The 22,712-nt window shown below is 74.4% G+C and carries 18 protein-coding genes and 1 pseudogene; 8 read left to right on the forward strand and 11 right to left on the reverse strand.

What is annotated here, in order from left to right:
• Positions 1–207: 207 nt before the first annotated feature.
• The 5 genes from ACFVVO_RS16475 to ACFVVO_RS16495 all read right to left on the reverse strand — a co-directional run bounded on the left by ACFVVO_RS16475 (position 208) and on the right by ACFVVO_RS16495 (position 4,628).
• A complete protein-coding gene (locus ACFVVO_RS16475; protein WP_390055459.1) occupies positions 208–810 on the reverse strand; it encodes a hypothetical protein in 603 nt (200 codons plus the stop codon).
• Positions 807–2,138, reverse strand: coding sequence for a hypothetical protein (locus ACFVVO_RS16480; RefSeq protein ID WP_390055460.1), 1,332 nt, complete (start codon positions 2,136–2,138; stop codon positions 807–809). Before ACFVVO_RS16480 ends, ACFVVO_RS16475 begins: the two co-directional genes overlap by 4 nt.
• On the reverse strand, positions 2,135–2,896 hold the full coding sequence (locus tag ACFVVO_RS16485) for an ATP-binding cassette domain-containing protein (protein ID WP_390055596.1): 762 nt from the start codon (positions 2,894–2,896) through the stop codon (positions 2,135–2,137). Before ACFVVO_RS16485 ends, ACFVVO_RS16480 begins: the two co-directional genes overlap by 4 nt.
• A 242-nt stretch (positions 2,897–3,138) precedes the next feature.
• Positions 3,139–4,020 carry an anti-sigma factor family protein gene (locus ACFVVO_RS16490; RefSeq protein ID WP_390055462.1) on the reverse strand — a complete coding sequence of 294 codons (882 nt, stop codon included), beginning with the start codon at positions 4,018–4,020 and terminating at the stop codon, positions 3,139–3,141.
• Positions 4,017–4,628, reverse strand: coding sequence for an RNA polymerase sigma factor (locus ACFVVO_RS16495; protein WP_390055464.1), 612 nt, complete (start codon positions 4,626–4,628; stop codon positions 4,017–4,019). The genes ACFVVO_RS16490 and ACFVVO_RS16495 overlap by 4 nt, the downstream gene beginning before the upstream one ends.
• A 150-nt stretch (positions 4,629–4,778) precedes the next feature.
• Between ACFVVO_RS16495 and ACFVVO_RS16500 the strand changes: the two genes are divergently transcribed.
• From ACFVVO_RS16500 to ACFVVO_RS16510, 3 genes are read left to right on the forward strand one after another with little or no spacing between them, the layout of a single operon-like run.
• Positions 4,779–5,024, forward strand: a complete 246-nt coding sequence (locus ACFVVO_RS16500; protein WP_390055466.1) for a hypothetical protein — start codon at positions 4,779–4,781, stop codon at positions 5,022–5,024.
• Entirely contained in the window at positions 5,025–7,103 is a 2,079-nt protein-coding gene (malQ, locus tag ACFVVO_RS16505) for a 4-alpha-glucanotransferase (protein WP_390055468.1), read from the forward strand.
• Between the two features lie 58 nt (positions 7,104–7,161).
• The gene (locus ACFVVO_RS16510; RefSeq protein WP_390055470.1) at positions 7,162–7,437 is read left to right on the forward strand and encodes a hypothetical protein; all 276 of its coding nucleotides are present in this window, start codon (positions 7,162–7,164) and stop codon (positions 7,435–7,437) included.
• A 98-nt stretch (positions 7,438–7,535) separates the two neighbouring features.
• Here ACFVVO_RS16510 and ACFVVO_RS16515 read toward each other — a convergent pair whose 3' ends face one another.
• Positions 7,536–8,159, reverse strand: coding sequence for a TetR family transcriptional regulator (locus tag ACFVVO_RS16515; RefSeq protein WP_390055472.1), 624 nt, complete (start codon positions 8,157–8,159; stop codon positions 7,536–7,538).
• Positions 8,160–8,314: 155 nt separating this feature from the next.
• On the opposite strand from ACFVVO_RS16515, the gene ACFVVO_RS16520 reads away from it, so the two are divergent.
• Positions 8,315–9,805: an FAD-dependent monooxygenase gene (locus tag ACFVVO_RS16520; protein WP_390055474.1), complete on the forward strand. Its 1,491-nt coding sequence runs from the start codon at positions 8,315–8,317 to the stop codon at positions 9,803–9,805.
• On the opposite strand, the gene ACFVVO_RS16525 is transcribed toward ACFVVO_RS16520, so the two are convergent.
• On the reverse strand, positions 9,802–10,320 hold the full coding sequence (locus ACFVVO_RS16525; RefSeq protein ID WP_359544520.1) for a MarR family transcriptional regulator: 519 nt from the start codon (positions 10,318–10,320) through the stop codon (positions 9,802–9,804). The genes ACFVVO_RS16520 and ACFVVO_RS16525 overlap by 4 nt on opposite strands.
• 108 nt (positions 10,321–10,428) lie before the next feature.
• Here ACFVVO_RS16525 and ACFVVO_RS16530 point away from each other — a divergent pair, with 108 nt between their 5' ends.
• Together ACFVVO_RS16530 and ACFVVO_RS16535 are read left to right on the forward strand one after the other, a co-directional pair.
• Positions 10,429–11,727, forward strand: a complete 1,299-nt coding sequence (locus ACFVVO_RS16530) for an MFS transporter (protein WP_390055476.1) — start codon at positions 10,429–10,431, stop codon at positions 11,725–11,727.
• 108 nt (positions 11,728–11,835) lie between these two features.
• Positions 11,836–12,849 (forward strand): EamA family transporter, encoded by a 1,014-nt coding sequence (locus tag ACFVVO_RS16535; RefSeq protein ID WP_390055478.1) that lies wholly within the window; start codon positions 11,836–11,838, stop codon positions 12,847–12,849.
• Here ACFVVO_RS16535 and ACFVVO_RS16540 read toward each other — a convergent pair.
• The 3 genes and pseudogenes from ACFVVO_RS16540 to ACFVVO_RS16550 form a co-directional block, all read right to left on the reverse strand.
• A pseudogene (locus ACFVVO_RS16540) lies at positions 12,756–13,163 on the reverse strand (DUF1203 domain-containing protein); the annotation flags it as partial. The gene ACFVVO_RS16535 and the pseudogene ACFVVO_RS16540 overlap by 94 nt on opposite strands.
• Positions 13,164–13,291: 128 nt before the next feature.
• Positions 13,292–15,862 (reverse strand): aminopeptidase N, encoded by a 2,571-nt coding sequence (gene pepN, locus ACFVVO_RS16545; RefSeq protein ID WP_390055480.1) that lies wholly within the window; start codon positions 15,860–15,862, stop codon positions 13,292–13,294.
• Positions 15,863–15,987: 125 nt separating this feature from the next.
• A complete protein-coding gene (locus ACFVVO_RS16550; RefSeq protein ID WP_390055482.1) occupies positions 15,988–17,007 on the reverse strand; it encodes an aspartate-semialdehyde dehydrogenase in 1,020 nt (339 codons plus the stop codon).
• 342 nt (positions 17,008–17,349) lie between these two features.
• Between ACFVVO_RS16550 and ACFVVO_RS16555 the strand changes: the two genes are divergently transcribed.
• A complete protein-coding gene (locus ACFVVO_RS16555; RefSeq protein WP_390055484.1) occupies positions 17,350–17,895 on the forward strand; it encodes a sigma-70 family RNA polymerase sigma factor in 546 nt (181 codons plus the stop codon).
• Position 17,896: 1 nt separating this feature from the next.
• Positions 17,897–19,042: a hypothetical protein gene (locus tag ACFVVO_RS16560; protein ID WP_390055486.1), complete on the forward strand. Its 1,146-nt coding sequence runs from the start codon at positions 17,897–17,899 to the stop codon at positions 19,040–19,042.
• A 225-nt stretch (positions 19,043–19,267) separates the two neighbouring features.
• Here ACFVVO_RS16560 and ACFVVO_RS16565 read toward each other — a convergent pair whose 3' ends face one another.
• A complete protein-coding gene (locus ACFVVO_RS16565) occupies positions 19,268–22,576 on the reverse strand; it encodes a S8 family serine peptidase (protein ID WP_390055488.1) in 3,309 nt (1,102 codons plus the stop codon).
• Positions 22,577–22,712: the final 136 nt, after the last annotated feature.

The following is a 22,712-nucleotide window of genomic DNA, read 5'->3' on the forward strand; positions in this document are numbered from 1 at the left end:
GTGGCCGGACGGCCCCACGTCTGCGGCGTGATCCGCCGGACAGACCTAGGGCCTCTCGTTCGGATCATGCCGGGCTCGCGGGGTCTGGTGCCGCGCCTCGCCGCGTTGTCGTCGGTTGCCATGGCTCCGCCATGGCGCCCTCCTCCGCCTTTCGATGCACGGCACCAGACCCCGCTCCCTGACCCGGCCTGATCCAAACGAAAGGCCCTAGCCGCGGGGTCCTTCGGCACGCGCCCCGCGCACCGCGTACAGCGCGGCGCCCACCACGAACGCGGTCAGCGCCGCGGCCCAGGCGCCCGGTTGCGCGCCCGGTTGCATCGGCCACGCCCACACCGTGACCGCGCGCCCGCGCGCCCCCGAGGAGGCCAGATAGACGGCTGTCACATAGCCGAAGGCGGGCAGCCAGCTCAGCCGGGCGCCCAGCACGACGGCCGCGGCGGCCGTGACACCGGTGCAGCCGAGCGTGTTGCGGACGACCGCGGGCGGCCCAAAGGTCTCCGCGTGTCCCAGCACCGCCAGCGGCAGCACCAGTGCCGCCAGCGCGGTCAGCGCCCCGAGCTGCGCCAGCCGCCGCGGCCACCAGGGCCGTACGGCCGTCCGGTCCAGCTCGTCCGACGCCGAGTACAGGCTCGTGCCGATCACGGCGGCCGCCAGCAGCGGGGCCAGGGCGACGACCGGCACCCGGCGGTAGGGGTCGAGATAGGCGTCCAGGCTGCCGGCGGCCCACACCGCGAAGGCGGTGGTGCCGGCCAGCGCGAGCAGGGTGAGGGGGAGAGCGCGGGAGCGGGCGTAGAGGAGGAGGCCGGTCACAGGGAGGGCACCCCCTTCACGTCACAGGTGCCCGCCGTCGCGAAGTACGCCGACAGCCAGTCCCGGCGCTCCTCCTCGTCCATTCCGGCCAGCCTGGCCCGGGTGGCGAGGCGCTTGCGCAGGTCGGCGCGGTGAGCCGCGTCGCCGTGGGCATCCATGTCGTCGAAGGTCCTCTGCCCCGGGCTGGGGGCGAGGTACGCCTCCACGGCGTCGTCGGCCCGGCGCATCCGCTTCGTGGAGTGCGGGCAGTCGGGGCGCCGCTCCAGCGCCGCCGCCGCCTCCCACGCGAACTCCCGCGGATCGGTCAGCCGGCCCCGTACGACCGACCAGCCCAGCGGCGTGAGGCTGGGCAGCTGGGCCTCGGCGTCGTGCGACTCGTGGTCGCGTTCCTCCCACCGCACCGGCAGGTTCCTCACCCCCTTGAGCTTGCCCGTGATGCCCGACAGGGCGTCGGCGACCTGCGGCAGCATCCCCGCGTACCGGGCGTTCACACAGACCGCCGGGGTGGTGGAGGTGTCGCACACCTGCCGGCGCGCGAGCGGGGCCTCGTGCCACAGGCCGTCCCCGGTCTGCGTCAGCACCGCCCCCGCGGCCACGGCGGCGGCCAGCGGCAGCAGGGCCGTCACCCGGCGCCGCGCGGCGTACGCCAGCACGGCGGCGAACGCCAGGCCCGCCGTCCACACGGCCATCGAGACCGGTTGCCACCACACCGGGGCGTCGGGGGCCATGATCGGGAACGCCGGGTCGAGATGCCGCGCGGAACCCGAATGGCTCACCGACAGCACGCCGAGCCCCACGTACCCGGCGATCGCCAGCAGCGGCGCGGCCAGCCGGGTGGGCAGGGCCCGGCCCACCACGTGGCCGAGCAGCGCGGCCGCCGCCACCGCCACGGTGTCCCCCGGCAGCAGGGCCGGGTGCGGCCGGTCGCCCTGTGCGTAGGGCCAGGTGGCGAGCATCGCGAGGCCCGCCGCGGCCAGGTAGCCGGCGGCCGTCCAGAGCGCGACCGGCAGGGCCTGGGCCAGGAACCGGGCGAGCGGCGCCCGGACGACCGTTCCCCACAGCTCCTCGGTACGTCGCCGCCGCTCCCGCCCGCCCTGCCAGCAGCCCGACGCGGCGGCCAGCGGTACGGCGATCAGCACGGTGATGTGCGTCTGGGCGGCGGTCTCGGCCCAGCCGCCCTGCCAGCGGGCGGCGGAGCCGGCCAGCAGGACGCCGAGGGTGAGCAGTACGGCGGCCCCGGCGAAGGGCGCGAAACCGCGCAGGGCCTCCGCGCGCAGCGGATGGGGCGCCCGTGCGGCGGGTGCCTTCCGGTCGGTCACGACGCTCATCGCACCGACTCCCGCGTCCCCGCGCCGCCGCGGTGGGCCCGCAGCGCGGCCGTGTAGCCGCGCTCGATCGGGTGGTCGCCCGGCCCGCCCGAGGTCTCGCCCATCAACGTGAGCGAATGCGGGGTGCCGCGGTAGGCGATCCGGCCCCCGTCGAGGAGGGTGACCTCCGTGCAGGCGGCGGCCACGTCCTCCACCAGGTGGGTGGAGACCACCACCGTGGCCGAGGCGCCGAGCTCGCGCAGCAGCTCGCGGAACTCCACCCGCTGCTCCGGGTCGAGACCGGCGGTGGGCTCGTCCAGCAGCAGCACGCCCGGCTCGTTGACGATGGCCTGGGCGATGCCGACCCGGCGGACCATGCCCCCGGACAGGGTGCGGATCTTCGCGTCGGCGCGATCGGCGAGGCCGACCCGGGCCACGGCGTCCGCCACGGCGGCCGGGACGCGCGCGGCGGGCATCTCCTTCAGCCACGCCACGTACGCCACGAACTCCCGCACCGTGAAGCCCGGGTAGTAGCCGAACTCCTGCGGCAGATAGCCAAGCCGGCGCCGGATCGCGGCCCGCCCGCGATGGCCGGCGGTGTCCTGGCCGAGGATCTCCATTCGCCCGGCGGACGGGCGGGCCACGGTGGCCAGGACCCGGATCAGCGAGGTCTTCCCGGCCCCGTTGGGCCCGAGCAGCCCGTGCACACCGGTGCCGAGGTCCAGATCGACGCCGTCCAGCGCGAGGTTCTTCCGGTGCCGGACCCGCAGGCCGGACACGAGTATGGAACTCAAGGGGTCTCCAGAGATGGCTCGCCGGGGCCGGGCCACCGGGGTGGTGGCGGAGCATCGGCGGATCAGGTGGTCGGGAACGGGACGGCACCGTCGCTGCCGCCGTCCCGGACGGTGCGAGGGGTCCGGTTCCGGTGGGTTCGGGCTCCCGGCAGGCGCCGGCGCCTGCCGGGCTGGTCAGGTCGTGGGTGGTGCCGTCAGGGGGCCGGGCGGTGCGGCAGGGCCCGCAATCACCGGCGGAGGAGGTGGTCGTAGGCCGGGCGGCGGGCCATGAGGAGGGCCGTGCTCAGGACGGCCGCCGCCGCCCACGCGCCCTGCGCCCCCGCGCCGTCGAAGCAGCGGGACAGTTGCTCGGCCAGGCGCGTGGTGATCTCGCCGCCCGGCGCACCGGGCACGGGCGCGCCGACGGCGCACAGCCAGCCCCCGGCCGTGGCCCCGGCCGCCGTACGGCAGCCGACGAAGGAGGCCAGGGCCAGCGTGCCCAGGGTCAGGGCCAGCCCCGGCAGCAGCCAGGCCGCGGCGGCCGGGGTGCCTGAGGCGGGCAGCAGCAGCCCGGTCAGGGTCAGCAGCGGCAGGCTCACCGCGAGCACGGCGGCCGTCCGGGTCAGCGCCAGACGCAGCCCGCCGGCCGGGCTGGCCGCCACCACCTCGTACAGCGGGTCGGCGTGCGGCCCGTAGGACAGCGCGACCCCGGCCACGGGCACCACGGGCGCGATCGCCAGCAGCAGCGCCCGCGCGCCGGGCACGCCACCCCCGTACCCCAGGACCATCGCCCCCACCGCGACGAGCAGCACGGCCGGCAGCCACGCCCCCCGCACGGCGGGCCCGGCGGCCCAGAGCAGCCGGGCGAGCCGGGACAGCGCGGGGGCCGGGGCCGCCACGGAGCGAGCCGCCCCCGCGGGCGCGGCTCCCAGCACCGCCTCCCGCACCTCGTCCAGTACCGCCCCCGCCGCCGTGCCGCGCACCGCCCGCGACACCAGCGCCGCGCATCCCGGGCAGCTCTCCAGGTGCTTCTCCAGGGACCACGCGTCCGGCTCCGCCAGGGAGCCGTCGGCATAACGGGCGACGAGGCCGGCGGTGGCGTGCCAGACACGCGCGTTGCCGTGGGTCATGCCGTACCTCCCAGCGGGGACGGGTTCAGATGGGCCAGCGCGGACCGCAGCTCTCTACGGGCGCGCCGGGCACGGGACTTGACGGTGCCCTCGGGTATGCCGAGCAGCCGGGCCGCCTCCCGGGTGCTCAGCCCGTCGACGACGGTCGCGCGCAGCACCTCGCGCAGCTCGGGGGAGATCCGGTCCAGCGCGGCGCCGACGTCCCCGTACTCGAGACCAGCCAGCACCCTGTCCTCGGCGGAGGGCGCGGCGGCGGGTTCATGGGCGCCGTCCGCCGACTCCAGCGGCGCGCCCGCCACCCGCGCGGCCCGCTCCTGCGCCCGCCGCGCGTCGACCAGACGCCGGGCCGCGATCGTCCACAGCCAGCCGCCGGTCTCCTGCCCGCGGTGCCCGGCCGCCGACCGCCACACGGTGACGAACGTGTCCTGCAGCACCTCCCGGACGACCTCCGGATCGGCACAGCGCCGGGTCAGCCGCGCGTGCAGCCAGCCGGCGTGCCGGTCGTACAGATCGGCCATGGCCGCCGGATCGCCCGCCGCGACGGCCCGCAGCAGCGCCGCGTCCCCGTCCTTCTCCCGCTGGCCCCCCACGGGGCGGAACAGTCTCACACCCCCTCTATCGACCACGCGCCCGGTATCGGTTCACGGGATGCGCACACGCGTGCTCGGACGGTGTGGTGAGTGGCTTCGGCGTCGTGGGGTAGGCCTGCCCTGACCACCGCTAGCCGCGGCAAGCGACCCAGAGACAAGGAGGCCCCCGTGGCCGCACCTGCTCATCCCACCATCCCGGCCCAGTGGAAACCCTTGGCGGAGCCGTCCGCCGAGACCGACGACGCGCGGCTGTGCGTCTTCAGCGCGGAGAGCGCCTGCGTGGAGGCGCCGCTGACCAGCGAGCCGCCCCTGCCCGACGCCGAACCCCTGACCAGCGAGCCGCCGCTCGCCGAGGCCGCCCCGCTGACCAGCGGGTCCGACCCGATCCCCGACTTCTTCGGCGCGGGACTGTAGATGGCCGCGGCCGCCGACGAGGAGCTGGCCCGGCTCGCCGCACTGCACGGGGTGGACACCTCCTACCGCCCCGCCCCGGACCGCACGGTCGACGTCCCCGCCTCCGCCGTGGTGGCCGCCCTGGCCGCCCTCGGCGTCGATGCGGGCACCCCGGACGCGGTACGCGCCGCGCTCGCCGAACGGCGACGCGAGCTGCGCGAACGGCTGCTCCCGCCGACGGTCGTGCACTGGGCCGGCGACCCGGACGGCCCCGCCGCCCTCGCCGCGCTGCCCGCCGGCACCCGCCTCACCATCGAGGCCGAGCAGGGCGAGACCCGGGACACGGCCGAAGGACTGCCGCTCGGAGTGCACCGGGTGACCGCCGTCGCGCCCGACCGCCGCACCGGGCACGCCCATCTCGTCGTCGCCCCGGACCGGCTGCCCACCCCGGGCACCCGCTCCTACGGCCTGCTCGTCCAGCTGTACTCACTGCTCTCCCGGCGTTCCTGGGGCATGGGCGACCTCGGTGACCTCGCCGAACTGGCCGGCTGGGCCGGACGCACCGTCGGCGCCGGATTCGTGCAGGTCAACCCGTTGCACGCGGCCGTGCCCGGCGCCCCGACCGACCCCTCGCCGTACCGGCCCTCCTCCCGCCGCTTCCCCGACCCGGTGCACCTGCGCGTCGAGCTGATCGACGAGTTCGCCCACGTCGAGGACCAGGACCGGCTCCGCGGCCTGCTGGAACGCGCCGCGCGGCTGCGCTCCGACGTCCTCGACAAGGGCGCCCTCATCGACCGCGACGCGGTGTGGGAGCTGAAGCGGGAGGCGCTGGAACTGGTCCTCGCCGTCCCCCTCGGCCCGGGACGGCAGGCCGCCTACGACGCCTTCCGCGCCGAGGAGGGGCAGGCCCTGGAGGATCACGCCACCTGGTACGCGCTCGCCGAGACCCACGGCTCCGACTGGCACCGGTGGCCCGCGGGCCTGCGCGACCCGCGCTCCGCCGAGACCGCCCGAGCCCGCGCCGCCCTCGCCGACCGGGTCGGCTTCCACTCCCGCCTCGCCTGGCTCACCGACGGCCAGCTCCGCGCCGCCCAGCGCGCCGCGCGGGAGGCCGGCATGCCCGTCGGGATCGTGCACGACCTCGCCGTCGGCGTGCACCCTCAGGGCGCGGACGCCTGGGCGCAGCAGGACCACTTCGCCGCCGGGATGTCGGTCGGCGCCCCGCCCGACGCCTTCAACGCCCACGGCCAGGACTGGGGGCTGCCGCCCTGGCGCCCCGACCGGCTGGCCGCCTCCGGCCACGCCCCCTACCGCCACCTGCTGCGCGCCCTGTTCCGCCACACCGGCGCCCTGCGCATCGACCATGTGATGGGCCTGTTCCGGCTGTGGTGGGTGCCCCAGGGCAGCCCGCCCACCGAGGGCACCTACGTCCGCCACGACGCCGAGGCCATGCTCGCCCTGCTCGCCCTGGAGGCCTTCCGGGCCGGGGCGGTGGTGATCGGCGAGGACCTCGGGACCGTGGAGCCCGGGGTGCGCGAGAGGCTGCAGCGGCGCGGAGTGCTCGGCACCTCCGTGCTCTGGTTCGAACGGGACTGGGAGGGCGACGGCCGCCCGCTGCCCCCCGAACACTGGCGCGCCGACTGCCTGGCCACCGCCACCACCCACGACCTGCCGCCCACCGCCGCCCGGCTCACCGGCGACCACGTCGGCCTGCGCGACCGCCTGGGCCTGCTCACCCGCTCCGCCGCCGAGGAGAGCGCCGAGGCGGCCGCGGACACGGCGGAGTGGCTCGCCCTGCTGGGCAGCCTCGGGCTGCTCGACAGCCCCGCGGCCGGGCCGCCCGGCAGCGACGAGGAGGCGGAGATCCAGGGCGTCCACCGCTTCCTGCTGCGCACCCCGGCCCGGCTGGTCGGCGTCTGGCTCCCGGACGGCGTCGGCGACCGCCGCCCGCAGAACCTGCCCGGCACCTGGGACGAGTACCCGAACTGGCGGCTGCCCGTCGCCGACTCGGAGGGCCGCCCGGTGACGCTGGAGGAGCTGGCGGCCTCGCCCCGGCTCCGGGCGCTGCTGGACGTGCTCAGGGAGGAGATGGGGCGGTGAGAGCCGCCTAAGGGACCCCGGGCGCGCGTCCGATCGGGTGGTTCGCTAACTTGAGACTGTGGACAAGAAGAACGCCCTGCGCGCCGGCGCCCTGGCCGCCGGTACGACGCTGATGATGCTGCTCATGTCGTCCCCCGCGCTCGCGCTGACCCGCGACGACGGTGACGACCCCGGCCCCGGCCTGAGCGTCGTCCAGACGCTGGGCCTCTACGTGCTGGCGCCCATCGCCCTGTTCGTGATCATCGCGGGCCTGGTCATGGTGCTGGAGAAGTCCCACGCCAAGAAGGACACCACGACGTCCAACATCAACGTGAAGGGCGAGGCGAAGGCCTGACCGGCCTCCCCGTCCCGCCGAGGGCGCCGTCCTCCCCCCGGTACGCGCACAGCGCCGTACCCGGGTGAGGCTGGCGCCCTCGGCGTTTCCCGGCGGGCTCAAGGGCTGGGCGCGGTGAGGTACCGCTGCACGGTCGGCCCCAGCCAGGCCACCAGCTCCTCGCGCGTCAGCGCCACCGCCGGCGGCAGCCGCAGCACATAGCGGGTGAGGGCCAGCCCGAGCAGCTGCGCCGCGCACAGCGCCGCGCGGGCCGGAACCTGCTCCGGGTCGGGACACACCTGCCGGGCCACCGGCAGCAGCTGGTCCCGGAAGATGCCCTGCATGCGCTCGGCCCCGGCCCGGTTGGTGGCACCCACCCTCAGTACCGCCGTCAGCTCCTCGTTCTCCTCCCACAGGCCGAGGAAGTGCGTGACCAGCGTCCGGCCGGCCTCGTCCCGGGGCACCGGCCCCAGATCGGGCAGCCGCAGATCGAGCGCGACGGCCGCCGCGAACAGGCCCTCCTTGCTGCCGAAGTACCGCATCACCATGGAGGGGTCGATGCGCGCGTCCTTGGCGATGGCGCGGATGGTGGCCCGTTCGTAGCCGTCGGTGGCGAAGCGCTCGCGGGCGGCCGCGAGGATCGCGGTGCGGGTGGCGTCCGAGCGGCGCGACTGACTGGTGCTCTTCCCGCTGCCGGAGTCGCCGCTGCCGGTGTTGTTGCTGCTGCTGGTGCTGGCGGTCATGCCTACAAGCGTAGGCCCACGAGCGTTGGCCAACAAGCGTTGACAAGCAATCGGGGTCGCCGTAGGTTTGCCAACAAGCGTTGACCAACAGCTGTTGACCGGCGAGCGCGGGCCAGCAGGCGTAGGCCAACAAATGTTGGCACCAGGAGGTCCTCATGAACGGCACCACTGGAAACACCGGCCCCACCGCTGCCCCCAGGCCCGCCTCCAACCCCCGCCACCCTCGCGTCCTCGTCGTCGGCTCCGGCCCCACCGGACTCCTCCTCGCCGGTGATCTCGCCGCCGCGGGCGTCCCGGTCACCGTGCTGGAGAAGCGCCCCCACGGGATCAGCAACCTCTCCCGCGCCTTCGTCCTGCACGCCCGCACCCTCGAACAGCTCGACGCCCGGGGCCTCGCCGAGGGCCTGGAGGCCGTCGGGCAGCCCCTGGACCGGCTCCGCCTCTTCGGCCGGCTCACCGTCGACCTCGCCGCCCTGCCCTCCCGCTTCAACCACCTCCTCGTCCTCCCGCAGTACGAGGTGGAGAAGGCGCTGGAGCGGCGGGCGCTCGAAGCCGGCGTCGACTTCCGGTACGAGACCGAGCTGACCGGCCTCACCCAGGACGCCGACGGAGTCACCGTCGAGGTCAGTGGCCCCGGCGGGCGCGCGGAAACCTTGCGGGTCGCCTACCTCGTCGGCGCCGACGGCATGCGCAGCGCCGTACGGGACGCGATCGGGCTGCCGTTCCCGGGCAGGTCGGTGATCCGGTCCGTCGTCCTCGCCGACGTCCGGCTCGCCGAGAAGCCCCCGGCCCTGCTCACCGTCAACGCCGTCGGCGACGCCTTCGCCTTCCTCGCGCCCTTCGGCGACGGCTACTACCGGGTGATCGGCTGGCACCGCGGACGCAACGTCCCCGACAACGAGCCGCTGGACCTGGCCGAGGTCAAGGAGATCACCCGGCTCGCCCTCGGCCGGGACTACGGGATGCACGACGCCCGCTGGCTGTCCCGCTTCCACAGCGACGAGCGCCAGGCGCCCGCCTACCGGGCCGGCCGGGTCTTCCTCGCCGGGGACGCCGCGCACGTGCACACCCCCGCCGGCGGTCAGGGCATGAACACCGGGCTCCAGGACGCGGCCAACCTGAGCTGGAAGCTCGCCGCGGTCGTCGGCGGTCACGCGGATCCCGAACTGCTCGACAGCTACCAGGCCGAGCGGCACCCGGTCGGCAGGGCGGTGCTGCGCAGCAGTGGCGGGATCGTGCGCCTCGCCATGGCCAAGCGCCCCTGGACGCTGGCGGCCCGGGGCGCGCTCACCGCGTTCCTCGACGCCGTCGGCCCCGCCCGCCGCAAGGTCGCCGGCCAGGTCACCGGCATCGGCTACCGCTACCCCGCGCCCCGCGGCGCCCACCGCCTCACCGGCGCCCGGGTCCCGGACGTCGCCCTGTCCGGCGGCGGCCGCCTCTACGAGGCGCTGCGCGGGGGCCGGTTCGTGCTGATCACCCCGGAGCCGTACGAGGGCGGGCACGGCGACCGGCTGGCCGTGACGCGCTGGGCGGGTGACCGCCGTACGGCCCTGCTGGTGCGCCCCGACGGATACGTGGCCTGGGCGGCCGACTCGGCCGGCCCCGCGGAGATCGGGGCGGCCGTGGCCGGACATGTCGGCGGCTAGTTGCCCGTCTCCCGCGTCCCGGAGAGCAACTCCCTCAGCAGGCCGGCCAGTTGGCCGGCCTGTTCGTCGTCCAGGTGGGACAGGGCCTCCGTCTGGACGGCGAGGCCCGCGCCGACCGCCCGGTCGATGACGTCCAGCCCCTTCTCGGTCAGGGTCACCTGGAGTCCCCGGCGGTCGTGGGGGTCGGGGGAACGGCGCAGCAGTTCGGCCCGCTCCAGTTTGTCGAGGCGGCCGGTCATGCCACCGGTGGTGAGCATCAGGGTCGCCGAGAGCTGGCGGGGGGACAGGGCGTACGGCTCGCCGGAGCGGCGCAGGGTGGCCAGCACGTCGAACTCGCCCCGGGAGACGCCGTAGGGCTCGTAGGCCTTCTCCATGCGGTCGCCCATGGTGCGGGAGAGGCGGTAGATCCGCCCGAAGACCTCCATCGCCCTGGTGTCGAGGTCGGGGCGGACGGCCGCCCACTGCCCGATGATCGCGTCGACGGGGTCGTTGGGCTGCTGCCGGCCTGCGTTCATGCGTCCGAGTATCGCCGTCCTGACGGTCGCCCGCAAGAAAGTGGCTTGACGACAAGTTGCTTGAAGCTAAGCTACTTGCTCCTAAGTCATTTCGGAGGGGGCGGCATCATGCGGACGGGAAGCGGACGAAGCGAGCGCATAGCGGGGGAGTGGGCGCTGCCCGTGGCCGCCGCGGTCAACGGCGTCGGCACCGGCATGTACGTCCCGTTCACCCTTGTGTTCTTCCACCACGTCACCGGGCTTTCCTTCACGGTCGTGGGCGCCGTGCTCACTGTCACCGGCCTCGTCGGGTTGGCCGCGCTGCCCGTCGCCGGGGTGGCCGTGGACCGGTACGGGGCCCGGCCCGTGCAGTACGTGCTCTACGGGGTGCGGGCCGCGGGGTTCGCCCTCTTTCCCTTCGCCGGCTCCCTGACCGCCTTCGCCGGCCTCGCGCTCATCACGGCGGCGGCCGACCGGGCCTTCCCGGCGGCACAGCAGTCCCTGATCGGCGAGGTGGCGAGCGGCGCCCACCGGGACCGGCTGCAGGCCTCCTCGCGTGCGCTGCAGAACGCCGGCAACGGCGCCGGAGCCCTCCTGGCCTCCCTGCTCCTGGCCTTCGCGGGCGGCACCGGCTACGCCTGCGCGGCCTGGGGCAACGCCCTCTCCTTCGCGCTCGCCGCGCTGCTGCTGCGCCCGCTGCGCCCGCTGCGCCCGGCGCGTCCGGAACCGGGAGCGAGGGTCCGCGGCACCGGCCCCGGCTACCGGCTCGTCCTCGCCGACCGTCCCTTCCTCGTCGTCACCGGCGCCAACTTCCTCAACGCGCTCAGCTACTCGGCGCTCGCCGTGCTGTTCCCGCTGTTCCTGGTGGAGACGCTGCACGGGTCCGCCGCCCTGAGCGGCGCCGCCTTCACGATCAACACGGCACTGTGCGCGGTCGCCGGGGTCTTCGTCGGCGGCCTGGTCCGCCGGGCCGGTGCCCGCCGTACCCGGGCGGCGGCCCTGGGCGGCGCGCTGTTCGCGGCCTCTTTCGCCGCGCTGTGCGTGCTCGCGAGCGTACGGCCGGCCTCCGGACCGCTGCTCGCGGCGCTCCTGGCCGCCGTGGCCGTCGTCTACACGCTCGGCGAACTGATCCACAGCCCCGCCGCCCAGGTGCTCGCCGTCTCGACGGCACCGGAGGCGGTGCGCGGCCGGTACATGGCGGCTTACCAGATGTCCTGGTCGCTGGCGAAGGCCGTGGCGCCCTCGCTGTTCACCACCCTGCTCGCGGTGGACGGCCGGGTGCCGTGGGTCTTCCTGATCCTCACCTCGGCGATGGCGGCCGCCCTGCTGATCCGGGCCGAGCGCCGCCTCCCGGCGGACGCGGTGTGGCCGGCCACCGCGATCATCGCCCGCGGCGGCTCCCCGTCCCCGGCGCCCTCCACGGTGTGACTCCCGCTCCTCGACGAAGACCCTCCGAAGCCACCCGTGAAGCCGCCCGCAGCCACCCGTGAAGCCGCCCGAAGCCGCTGCCAAGACCCCGCGAAAGGGCCCGGTCTCATGAAACGCCCCACGACCGTCCTGCTCACCGCCCTCGCCCCCGTCTCCTGGGGCACCACCTACGCCGTCACCACCGAGTTCCTGCCGCCGGACCGCCCCCTGTTCACGGCCCTGGTCCGCGCCCTGCCCGCCGGACTGCTGCTGCTCGCCCTCACCCGGGTGCTGCCGCGCGGCATCTGGTGGGCGAAGGCGGCCGTGCTGGGCGCGCTGAACATCGGCGCCTTCTTCCCGCTGCTGTTCGTGTCGGCGTACCGGCTGCCCGGCGGGATGGCCGCCGTGGTCGGCTCGGCCGGGCCGCTGTTCGTGGTCGGCCTCTCGGCGCTGCTGCTGCGGGAGCGGCCGGCCGCCCGCACGCTGGTCACCGGGGCCGTGGCCGCGCTCGGCGTCAGCCTCGTCGTGCTCAAGGGAGCCGGCGCCCTCGACGCGGCCGGGGTGCTCGCGGCCGTCGCCGCCACCGCCTCGATGGCCGCCGGAACCGTGCTGACCCGGCGCTGGGGCCGGCCGGACGGCGTAGGCCCGCTCGCGCTCACCGGCTGGCAGCTCACCGCCGGCGGCCTGCTCATCGCCCCGGTCGCCCTGCTGGCCGAGGGCGCCCCGCCCCCGCTCGACGGCCGCGCGGTCGGCGGCTACCTCTACCTCGCGCTGGTGAACACGGCGGTCGCCTACTGGCTCTGGTTCCGCGGCATCGGCCGGCTCGGCGCCACCCGGGCCGGCTTCCTCGGCCCGCTCTCCCCGCTGACCGCCGCCGTGACCGGCTGGGCGGCCCTGGGGCAGGCGCTCACCCCCGTGCAGGTGCTCGGCATGGCCCTGGCGTTCGCGGCGACGGCGGCCGGGCAACTCGGGAGCGGAACGGTCTACGGGCGCCGTACCTCGTACAGGAAGCACCCGTACTCCACCGCCCGCACGTGCACCAGCGCCACCTCCGGGTCGGCGAAGGCGTCCGCCAGCGCCGGTTCGAAGCCGTCCGGGTCCTCGACCAGCCGGCCGCCGAGGATGCGGCCGTCGGCGGAGTAACGGCGCAGCGTGCGGTGGGCGCCCGTGAAGGGGAGCGCGTCGCCGTCCGGTCCGGCGCACTCCCCGGCGTGGATGAAGACGGGGCCCTGCTCGTCGTAGGCCCCCGGGTCGGCGCCCGTCGCCGCCGCCCAGCGGCGCAGGGGCGCGTACGACACCAGGGCGACGCGCTCGCCCGGCGCGCTGCGGCGCAGGCAGCAGCGCAGCGGTGCGCCGCCCTCCGTGTCCTCGAAGGCGGCCATGGGGCGGGCCGCGTCGTCCGAGACGCGCAGCTCCGCGAGGACCGGGGGCGGCAGGGGCCGTGCGGTGTAGGTCATACGGCCAGCGTGGCGCGCCGACGGCGCCGCGCACCGGCGGAATCCGGACGTCGAACCCGGCGCCCCGGCCGCCGGCACGGAAAAGGGCGCCCGGTGCGAGACCGGGCGCCCTCGTCGCCGTACCGGCGTTACGCGGTGGCCGCGTCCGCCGCCTGCGCGCTCAGCGCGCGCTCGACGCCCGAGCGGGACTCCGAGACCAGCCGGCGCAGGGCCGCGCCGGGCTCGGCCGAAGCCAGCCAGCCGTCCGTCCTGGCCAGGGTCTCCTCGGAGATCTGCACCGCCGGGTACAGGCCGACCGCGATCTGCTGGGCCATCTCGTGCGAACGGGCGTCCCAGACGTCCTTGAGGACCTCGAAGTACCGCTCCGCGTACGGCGCCAGCAGCTCCCGCTGGTCGGTCTGCACGAAGCCGCCGATCACGGCCTCCTGCACGGCGTTCGGCAGCTTGTCGGAGTCGACGACCGACGCCCACGCCTCCGCCTTGGCCTCCGGCGTCGGACGGGCCGCCCGGGCGGTGGCGGCGTGCCGCTCACCGGCCGCGGTCCGGTCCCGCTCGTACTCCGCCGAGATCTCCGCCTCGTCGAAGCGGCCGACCGCCGCGAGCCGCTCCACGAACGTCCAGCGCAGCTCCGTGTCGACGGCCAGACCCTCGATGGTCTGCGAGCCGTCCAGCAGCGCGTCCAGCAGGTCCAGCTGCTCCGGCGTGCGGGCCGTCGCCGCGAACGCCCGGGCCCAGGCGAGCTGGTGGTCGCTGCCCGGCCCGGCCGAGCGCAGGTGGGCCAGCGTGGCGTCCGTCCAGCGGGTCAGCAGGGCCTCACGGGCGGCCGGGTCGGCGTACAGGTCGATCGCCAGCTTCACCTGGCGCTGCAGCGACTGCACCACGCCGATGTCGGACTCCTTGCCGATGCCGGACAGCACCAGCGCGAGGTAGTCCCGGGTGGCCAGCTCGGCGTCGCGGGTCATGTCCCAGGCCGAGGCCCAGCACAGGGCGCGCGGCAGGGAGGCCTCGAAGTCGCCGAGGTGCTCGGTGACGGTCCGCAGCGACTCCTCGTCCAGCCGGACCTTCGCGTACGACAGGTCGTCGTCGTTGAGCAGCACGACGGCCGGCCGGCGCCGGCCCGAGAGCTGCGGCACGGCCGTCAGCTCGCCGTCGACGTCGAGCTCGATCCGGTCGGTGCGCACCAGCTTGCCGCTGCCGTCCAGGTCGTACAGGCCGATCGCGATGCGGTGCGGGCGCAGCACCGGCTCGCCCTGGGCGCCGACGGGCAGCGCCGGGGCCTCCTGTCGGACGGCGAAGGAGGTGATGACACCCTCCGCGTCCGTCTCGACCTCGGGGCGCAGCACGTTGATGCCGGCCGTCTCCAGCCACTGCTTCGACCAGGTCTTCAGGTCGCGGCCGGAGGTCTCCTCCAGGGCGCCCAGCAGGTCGGACAGGCGCGTGTTGCCGTACGCGTGCCGCTTGAAGTAGGCCTGCACGCCCTTGAAGAACTCGTCCTCGCCGACGTACGCGACGAGCTGCTTGAGCACGCTCGCGCCCTTGGCGTACGTGATGCCGTCGAAGTTGACGAGCACGTCGTCCAGGTCACGGATGTCGGCCATGATCGGGTGCGTGGAGGGCAGCTGGTCCTGCCGGTACGCCCAGGTCTTCATGGAGTTCGCGAACGTCGTCCACGCGTGCGGCCAGCGGGAGCCGGGCGCGGCGGCCTGGCAGGCGATGGAGGTGAAGGTGGCGAACGACTCGTTCAGCCACAGGTCGTTCCACCACTCCATGGTGACCAGGTCGCCGAACCACATGTGGGCCAGCTCGTGCAGGATCGTCTCGGCGCGCACCTCGTACGCCGCGTCGGTCACCTTGGACCGGAAGACGTACTGGTCGCGGATGGTGACCGCGCCCGCGTTCTCCATCGCGCCGGCGTTGAACTCGGGCACGAACAGCTGGTCGTACTTCTTGAACGGGTACGCCAGCCCGAACTTCTCCTGGAACCAGTCGAAGCCCTGCCGGGTCACCTCGAAGATGGCGTCCGAGTCCAGGAACTCGGCCAGCGAGGGACGGCAGTAGATGCCGAGCGGCACGCTCTGCCCGTCGCGCTCGTACACGCTGTGCACCGAGTGGTACGGGCCGACGATCAGCGCCGTGATGTACGACGAGATGCGCGGCGTCGGCTCGAAGACCCAGACGTTCTCCTCGGGCTCCGGCGTCGGCGAGTTGGAGATGACCGTCCAGCCATCCGGCGCCTTCACGGTGAACTGGAAGGTCGCCTTCAGGTCGGGCTGCTCGAACGAGGCGAAGACCCGGCGGGCGTCCGGCACCTCGAACTGGGTGTACAGGTACGCCTGCTCGTCGACCGGGTCCACGAAGCGGTGCAGGCCCTCGCCGGTGTTGGTGTAGGCGCAGTCGGCGACGACGCGCAGGATGTTGCGCCCGTCCAGCAGGTCGCGCAGCGCGATGCGCGAGTCGGCGAACACCTCGGCGGGGTCGAGCGAGTCCCCGTTCAGCGTCACCTCGTGGACGGCCGGGGCCACCAGGTCGATGAAGGACGTGGCGCCCCTTGTCGCCACGTCGAAGCGCACCGTGGTCACGGACCGGTAGGTGCCGCCCTCCTGCGCGCCGGAGAGGTCGAGATCGATCTCGTACGAGTCAACGGTGAGCAGCTTCGCCCGCTGCCGCGCCTCTTCGCGAGTCAGGTTTGTGCCAGGCACGCGGTCATCTCCTCGTTATGTGTGGGTTGCGCCATCCTTCCATGGCGGCCACGGGGAAAGCGATGAGGTCGGGCATGCGAAAGGGGCGGTCACGCGCACGTGACCGCCCCTTTCGCACCGGGTGCCTACCTCTCGGACAGCTCGGCCGCCACCAGTTCCGCGATCTGGACCGCGTTCAGCGCGGCGCCCTTGCGGAGGTTGTCGTTGGAGACGAACAGCGCCAGGCCGTTGTCCACCGTCTCGTCGCGGCGGATGCGGCCGACGTACGACGGGTCCTGGCCGGCCGCCTGCAGCGGGGTCGGGATGTCGGAGAGGGCGACGCCCGGGGCGCCGGCGAGCAGCTCGGTCGCCCGCTCCGGGCTGAGCGGCCGGGCGAAACGCGCGTTGACCTGGAGGGAGTGGCCGGAGAAGACCGGGACGCGCACGCAGGTGCCGGAGACCTTCAGGGCCGGGATCTCCAGGATCTTGCGGGACTCGTTGCGCAGCTTCTGCTCCTCGTCGGTCTCGTTCAGACCGTCGTCGACGATCGAGCCGGCCAGCGGGAGCACGTTGAAGGCGATGGTGCGCTTGTAGACCTGCGGCTCGGGGAAGTCGACCGCCGCGCCGTCGTGGGTCAGCTTGTCGGCCTCGGCGGCCACCTTCTGCACCTGGCCGTGCAGCTCGGCCACGCCCGCCAGACCGGAGCCGGAGACCGCCTGGTAGGTGGCGACGATCAGCGCCTCGAGGCCGGCCTCCTCGTGCAGCGGCTTCAGGACCGGCATCGCGGCCATCGTGGTGCAGTTCGGGTTGGCGACGATGCCCTTGGGCCGGTCGGCGATGGCGTGCGGGTTCACCTCGGCGACCACCAGCGGGACCTCGGGGTCGCGGCGCCAGGCCGAGGAGTTGTCGATCACCACGGCGCCCTGGGCGGCGACCTTCTCGGCCAGCGCCCTGGAGGTCGCGCCGCCCGCGGAGAAGAGCACGATGTCCAGGCCGGAGTAGTCGGCGACCGCCGCGTCCTCCACCGTCACGCCGTCCAGCACGGTCCCGGCCGAGCGGGCCGAGGCGAACAGGCGCAGCTCGGTGACGGGGAAGTTCCGCTCCGCGAGGATCCTGCGCATGACCGTGCCGACCTGACCGGTGGCTCCGACGATTCCGACCCTCACGGCGACTCCCTCTGTGTGTCTGTTGCTGCTTGCCTTCGCATGACCGGGGCTTTTCCATCATGCGGCCAGTCCCGGTCCACCTGTCCAATTCTTTGCGGTGCCTGCCCGGAAAGTGGGACACGATCACCCGGCGTCCGGTTCCGGACCTCCGTCGAACACCGCGCTGAGCTGCAGATGTTTCCCCGGCGGCGGCCCCGCGCCGGAAGCTGTGCTGTGCCGCCCCTGCCCGCCGGGCCACCGCCCACACGGCGATGTGACGTACGCCTCCAGGGCCCCCGGCGCCCGGCCGAACGTTTCCGCCCCCTCGTGCGTCGTAGGGGCAGACGCGGGAGGGGGTGGCTTGTGCTGCGCGGAGGGGCGCGCCGCGATCAGGGGGCGTACGCCGGTGCGGACCGTACCGGCGGGGACCCACTGGACGTGGCCCAGGAACGCCGGGTGCGGGCGGTGCTCGCGCTCGGCGGGGTGCCGCAGGCGGACCTGCCGGACGGGGTGCAGCAGGTCCGTCTGCGGCTGCTGGAGCGGGCCGCGAGCGGGCGCGAGGCGCCGCGGGACGTGTCGGCGTGGGCGGCGGTGGTCGCCTCCAACCTCGCCATGGACTGGCACCGGGCCAAGCGGCGCCAGGAGCGGCTGGGGGAGCGGCTGGCGGCCCTGCACGAGCCGGCGCACCCGTCGGGCGAGGAGACCAGCGTGCTCTCCCTCGCCGTCGCCCGGGGCCTGGACGAACTGCCCGACGCCCAGCGCCAGGTCCTGATCCTGCGCTTCTTCGCCGACCTGCCGGTGCGCGGCATCGCCGAGGAGCTGGGCGTTCCCGAGGGCACGGTCAAGAGCCGGCTGCACACGGCGGTCCGCGCCCTGCGCCGGCGACTGCACGAGGACGAGGTGGTGTGAGATGCCCGCCGGACACGAGGGCACCGGGGAGCACGGCGGCATGGACGCCCTGATGGCCGCGATCACAGGCACCCCCCTGCCACCGGACGCCCACGACGACCCCGCCTTCCTCGCGGAACACCGGTCGGCCGAGGCGGACATGGCCGTACTCAAGGAAGAACTGACATGGCTCGCCGAGGCCCTGACGGGGGAGCCGCGTACGGAGCAACCGACGCGAGGGACGGCGGGCGCGGAGGAGCGCGGCCAGGCCGCGCCCGAGACGGCCGCCGCGGGTGCCGACCGGTCTGGGCCGGGGGAAGCCGTCTCCGCCGCGGGTGCCGTCCGGGGCGGGGCGGGCGAGGCCACTGCGTCCGCTCCGGATGCCGACCGGGACGGGTCGGAGGGTGCCGCCTCCGCTCCGGATGCCGACCGGGACGGGTCCGACGGTGCCCGCGTCTCAGGGCCGGGCGCCGACCGGGCCGGGTCGCAGGGCGGCGGTTCTGGCGCGGGTGACGAGAGGGCCGGGGCGGAGGTAGCCGCTTCCGCCGCGGGTGCCGCTCGGGGCGGGGCGGAGGTGGCCGCCATGTCCCTCCTGGGAGGCGGCCGGGTCGCCGATCGCCCGCGGAGTGTCAGGCGGCCGGGCGGGGTCGGGCGGCCGGTGCGGGCGGGTGGGGTTCGGCGGGGAGTGCGGGTGGCGCTCGGGTCGGTCGCCGGGGTGGTGGCCTTCGGGCTGGTGGCGGGGCTCGGCTGGGCGATGGTGCGGTCGGGTGGCGGTGCCTCGATGAGCTCGGACAAGAGCGCCGACGCGAAGAGCGAGGCGGATGCCCCGGCCCGGGCCGCGGGCGGGCCGGCGCTCTCCTGCTACCGGCTGCTCGCCGAGGGCACCGTGGCCCGGGTGGACCGGCGCACGCACGCCCCACGGATCCGCGTCGTGCTCACGGTGACCCGTTCCTACCGGCCCGCCCACGGCCCGTCGGAGGTCGCCTTCCTCCTCGGCGACGCCGCGAGCCCGGCCCCGCGCCAGGGGCAGCACGTGCTCGCCGGGGTGGGCCGGAACGGGCAGGAGGCGACCCTGTGGGCCGTCGGCGACACCCGCGTGGTCGCCGAACGCGCCCGGCTCACCGGGACGGCGCCCGAGGCCGCGCACACCCCGTGCGACGAGCCGTGAGCGGGGCACCATGAGGCCGTGGCGATGGGCCGTCGGCGTGGGAGCGCTGCTGCCGCTCGCCGCGGCGGCGGTCGCCGTCCTCGTCGTGTCGGAGCGAGGGCACGCGGACGTGTGTCCCGCCTGCGGGACGGACGGGACGGACTGCGCCGGAGGGCGGTGAACCGGCGCACGGCCGAGGGGCGGGTGCCCGTGTCCGGACACCCGCCCCTCACCTTGGATCACCCGTTACGGCGTGACCTTCTCGATCTTCACGCTGGCGGTGCCCGCGGCCGTGCCGCGGCCGTTCACCAGCTGGACCCGGCCGAAGAACTCGCGGCCCGCGGGGGCCTCGGCGGCGGCCGTGACCTGCCCGCTCACCGTGGCCGAGTCGCCCGTGCCGAGCTTGACCGCGGCCGAGCCGTCGACCGTGACGTTGCCGAGGGTGCTGGAGAAGAACACGTCCCGGTAGTCGTACTCGGTCGAGCCGGCCGGAACCGAGTAGCCGACGACCTTGACGGTGTACGTGCCGGCGGCCGGGGACGGGATGGAGACCGCCTCCTCCGAGTCGCCGTCCGCGGACTGCGCGACCTGCGTGCCGTTCGCGTCGTACACGGTCAGGTCCAGGTCGGCGGCCGCGTCGGAGACACCGCCGATCGCGACGTCCAGGGACTTGGCGCCGGCCGGGACGTCCACCGTGGTGGTCTGCGTCTCGCCCTCCTTGATGGACGGGCGGGCCGACTTGGAGGAGCCCAGCGGGCCGCCGACCAGCTTGCCGTCCAGCGCCGCGTACTTGTTGGTCACCTTCCAGGAGACGGCGGCCGGCGTGCCGACCTTCGCCTCGGGCACGGTCACGGTCTCCGGGTCGAAGGCCGCGCCGAGCACGGTGACGTCCAGCTTGTACGGGTTGTCGAGCAGCGGGGACGTACGGCGGGCCTCGACCTCGACCTCCCAGACGCCGGGCTGCGGGTCGGCGTAGGAGCGGACGTCCGGCTTGCAGCCGTTGCCGTCGAGGTAGTTGTTGTAGCAGTACGGCGTGCTGGTGTTGTCCACCGGAGTGCCGTACGGGTGGATCGCGATGAACCGGGTCTGGCTCTTGTCCTTCAGGCCGCCGATCGCGACCTCCAGGGACCTGGCGCCCTCGGGCACGGTCACGAAGTACGACCGGGTGCTGTTGCGCTGCACCGAACCGGACGTGGAGTAGGTGTAGTTCACCGGGGAGGCGACCACGACGGTGGTGAGGATCTGCTTGTCGACCCCCTCCGTGCGCGGGTCGTCGACGTCCAGGATCGCGCTCTTGAGGCCCGCGGACCCCGGGGCCGCCTGGACCTTGACCGTCACCGGCTGGTTCAGCGGCAGCCGCACGTCCTCGTCACCGACGATCCGGAAGGTCCGGCCGGCGTTGTTCTCGAAGCTCAGCTCGTGCCGCAGGGCACGGTCCGGGCCGGAGGTACGGGTGATGGTGACGTCGTACGTCTTGCGCTGGCCGGCCTTCAGGCCGCCCTCGCGGTCGTACAGACCGGTGCCGAAGCCCGGGGTCTTCAGCGCGTAGTCGATCGCGGTGTCGACCGGGGCCTTCACGGTGTAGTCGTGGGCGGCGGCGCCGTCGCGGATCGCGTCCCAGGCGTCCACGATGTCGATGAGACCGGCGCCCTCCTCGTAGGCCTGGACGCCGCTGATGTGGTCGGCGGTCGAGGTCAGCGCCGTGCGCAGCTTCGCGGGCGTCAGGTCGATGCCCTTCTGCTTGGCGGCGCTCAGCAGCAGCGCGCTCGCGCCCGCCGCCTGCGGGGAGGCCATCGAGGTGCCCTGGAGCATCGAGTAGCCGGCCGGCAGCGAGTAGCCCGCCTCGGCGACCGGGGAGCCCGGCAGCCAGGTCTGGGTGGTGTTGATCGCGGCGCCCGGGGCGCTCAGGGTCGGGGTGAAGCCGCCGTCCTCACGCGGGCCGCGCGAGGAGAAGGGCATCATCGCGTACCTGGTCTCCACGGCCGAGCCGTAGTTGGCGGCCCAGGTCTCCTTGGAGATGGTCGCGCCGACGGAGATCACCTTGTCCGCGAGGCCGGGGTCGCCGATGGTGTTGGCGCCGGGGCCGGAGTTGCCCGCGGAGATCACCAGCTGGACGCCGTAGGTGTCGATGAGCCGCGTGTACAGCTCGGCGCGCGCGTTGTTGCCGTCGTTCAGCGCCGGCAGACCGCCGATGGACATGTTGACGACGTCGACACCGCGGTCGGCGACCAGGTCGATCATGCCCTCGGTGAGCGCGACGTTGGTGCAGCCGCCGCTCCAGGTGCAGGCCCGGGAGGAGACGATCTTCGCGCCCGGGGCCGCGCCGTTCATCCGCCCGCCGAACAGGCCGTTGGCGGAGGTGATGCCGGCGACGTGCGTGCCGTGCTCGGACTCGATGACGCCGATGTTGACGAAGTCGGCCGTCTTGCCGACCCAGTCGCCGCCGTACGGGTCGGTGGGCACGTCCTTGCGGATCTGGACGACGAACGGCTGCCGCTCGACCACGTCGGTCTTCGGGTCGTCGGTGCCGAAGTACCCGATCTGGTAGCCGTCCTTGTACGGCTTCATCGGGGTGTCGTCGGTGAAGTCGAGGTTGTTGTTCAGGTCGACGCGGACGGTGCCGGCGGCCGGGTCGTAGAGGACGCCCCAGACGTCGGTGGTGTCGCCGTCCCGGTTGGCGTCGCCCTTGGCGTCGCCGCCCGCGGTGGCCGACTCGCGGAACAGGTTGACCTGGTAGTTGCCCTCGGGCGCCTTCCAGGTCGCGCCGCCGTAGCTGAACGACGGGCCGCTGACCGGGTTGGTCATCCGGCGCCAGGTGCCGTCGCCGTCGATGATCGGGTCGGTGGCGGTCACCCAGTCGGTGATCTTCCGCTCGCCCGTGGTGGTCTTCTGCAGCGCCGGGTGGCCGAGGTCCACGCCGGAGTCGAGGATGCCGATGGTGACGCCCCGGCCGTCCGCCTTCGGGTGGTCCCGGACGAAGTCGACGGCACCGGTCTCGAAGGACGGGTTGTACGGGTTCTCGGCCGGGGTGCTCTTGCCCGGTCCTGAGTAAGTGGCCGCCGAGCCGTTGCTCTTGGCCCCCTGGGCGGTGTCCGCGCTGGGCGTCGGGTCGTCCAGCGCGATCTCCTGGCGGAGGTCGATCGCGTGCACCGAGGAGAGCTTCGCGGCGGCCGCGATCGCCGAGTCCGCCTTCGCGGTCGGGACGGTGGCGCGGACGTAGCCGAGCCTGTCGTAGGTGCGGCCCACCGAGCCGCCCTTGACCGCGTCCAGCTCCGAGGCGACCCGCTCGGTCTGCCCGGGCGCGGTGGCGATCATCATCGTGACGTTCTTGTCGCCGTCCGCCTTGGCCTCGGCGAGCCGGTCGGCGTCGTCCGAACCGAGCTTGTCGTGAGCGGACTTGACGGCGGGGTCGGCCGTGGCGGGCGGCGCGTCCGCGCCGAGGGCCAGCGGTAGCGGCCCGGCCGCGGAGAGGGCGGCCACCACGCCGACGGCCACGGCTATGCGGGTCAGGCGTCTCGGGCCGGATATCGGGTCGCGCTCGGGGGTGTGGGTCATCGGCATCCCTTGCAGGTGAGAACCAGTGCCGGACGAGCGCACAGCTTTACCCAAGGCAAGGGAATTTGGGGACCGTTGACCTGAACGTAATCAATGTATGGGGAAAACCCGCGATGGGATTTGACGGGATGAATCC

The sequence above is a fragment of the Streptomyces sp. NPDC058145 genome, assembly GCF_042884245.1.
Classification (GTDB): Bacteria; Actinomycetota; Actinomycetes; order Streptomycetales; family Streptomycetaceae; genus Streptomyces.

Bases quoted from the DNA above. Each gene is read 5' to 3' on its own strand.
- ACFVVO_RS16530 (WP_390055476.1), top strand. From the start codon at position 10,429: ATGCGGACGGGAAGCGGACGAAGCGAGCGCATAGCGGGGGAGTGGGCG.
- ACFVVO_RS16535 (WP_390055478.1), top strand. From the start codon at position 11,836: ATGAAACGCCCCACGACCGTCCTGCTCACCGCCCTCGCCCCCGTCTCC.
- ACFVVO_RS16565 (WP_390055488.1), bottom strand. From the start codon at position 22,576: ATGACCCACACCCCCGAGCGCGACCCGATATCCGGCCCGAGACGCCTG.
- malQ (WP_390055468.1), top strand. From the start codon at position 5,025: ATGGCCGCGGCCGCCGACGAGGAGCTGGCCCGGCTCGCCGCACTGCAC.
- ACFVVO_RS16515 (WP_390055472.1), bottom strand. From the start codon at position 8,159: ATGACCGCCAGCACCAGCAGCAGCAACAACACCGGCAGCGGCGACTCC.
- ACFVVO_RS16525 (WP_359544520.1), bottom strand. From the start codon at position 10,320: ATGAACGCAGGCCGGCAGCAGCCCAACGACCCCGTCGACGCGATCATC.
- ACFVVO_RS16480 (WP_390055460.1), bottom strand. From the start codon at position 2,138: ATGAGCGTCGTGACCGACCGGAAGGCACCCGCCGCACGGGCGCCCCAT.
- ACFVVO_RS16520 (WP_390055474.1), top strand. From the start codon at position 8,315: ATGAACGGCACCACTGGAAACACCGGCCCCACCGCTGCCCCCAGGCCC.
- ACFVVO_RS16490 (WP_390055462.1), bottom strand. From the start codon at position 4,020: ATGACCCACGGCAACGCGCGTGTCTGGCACGCCACCGCCGGCCTCGTC.
- ACFVVO_RS16560 (WP_390055486.1), top strand. From the start codon at position 17,897: ATGCCCGCCGGACACGAGGGCACCGGGGAGCACGGCGGCATGGACGCC.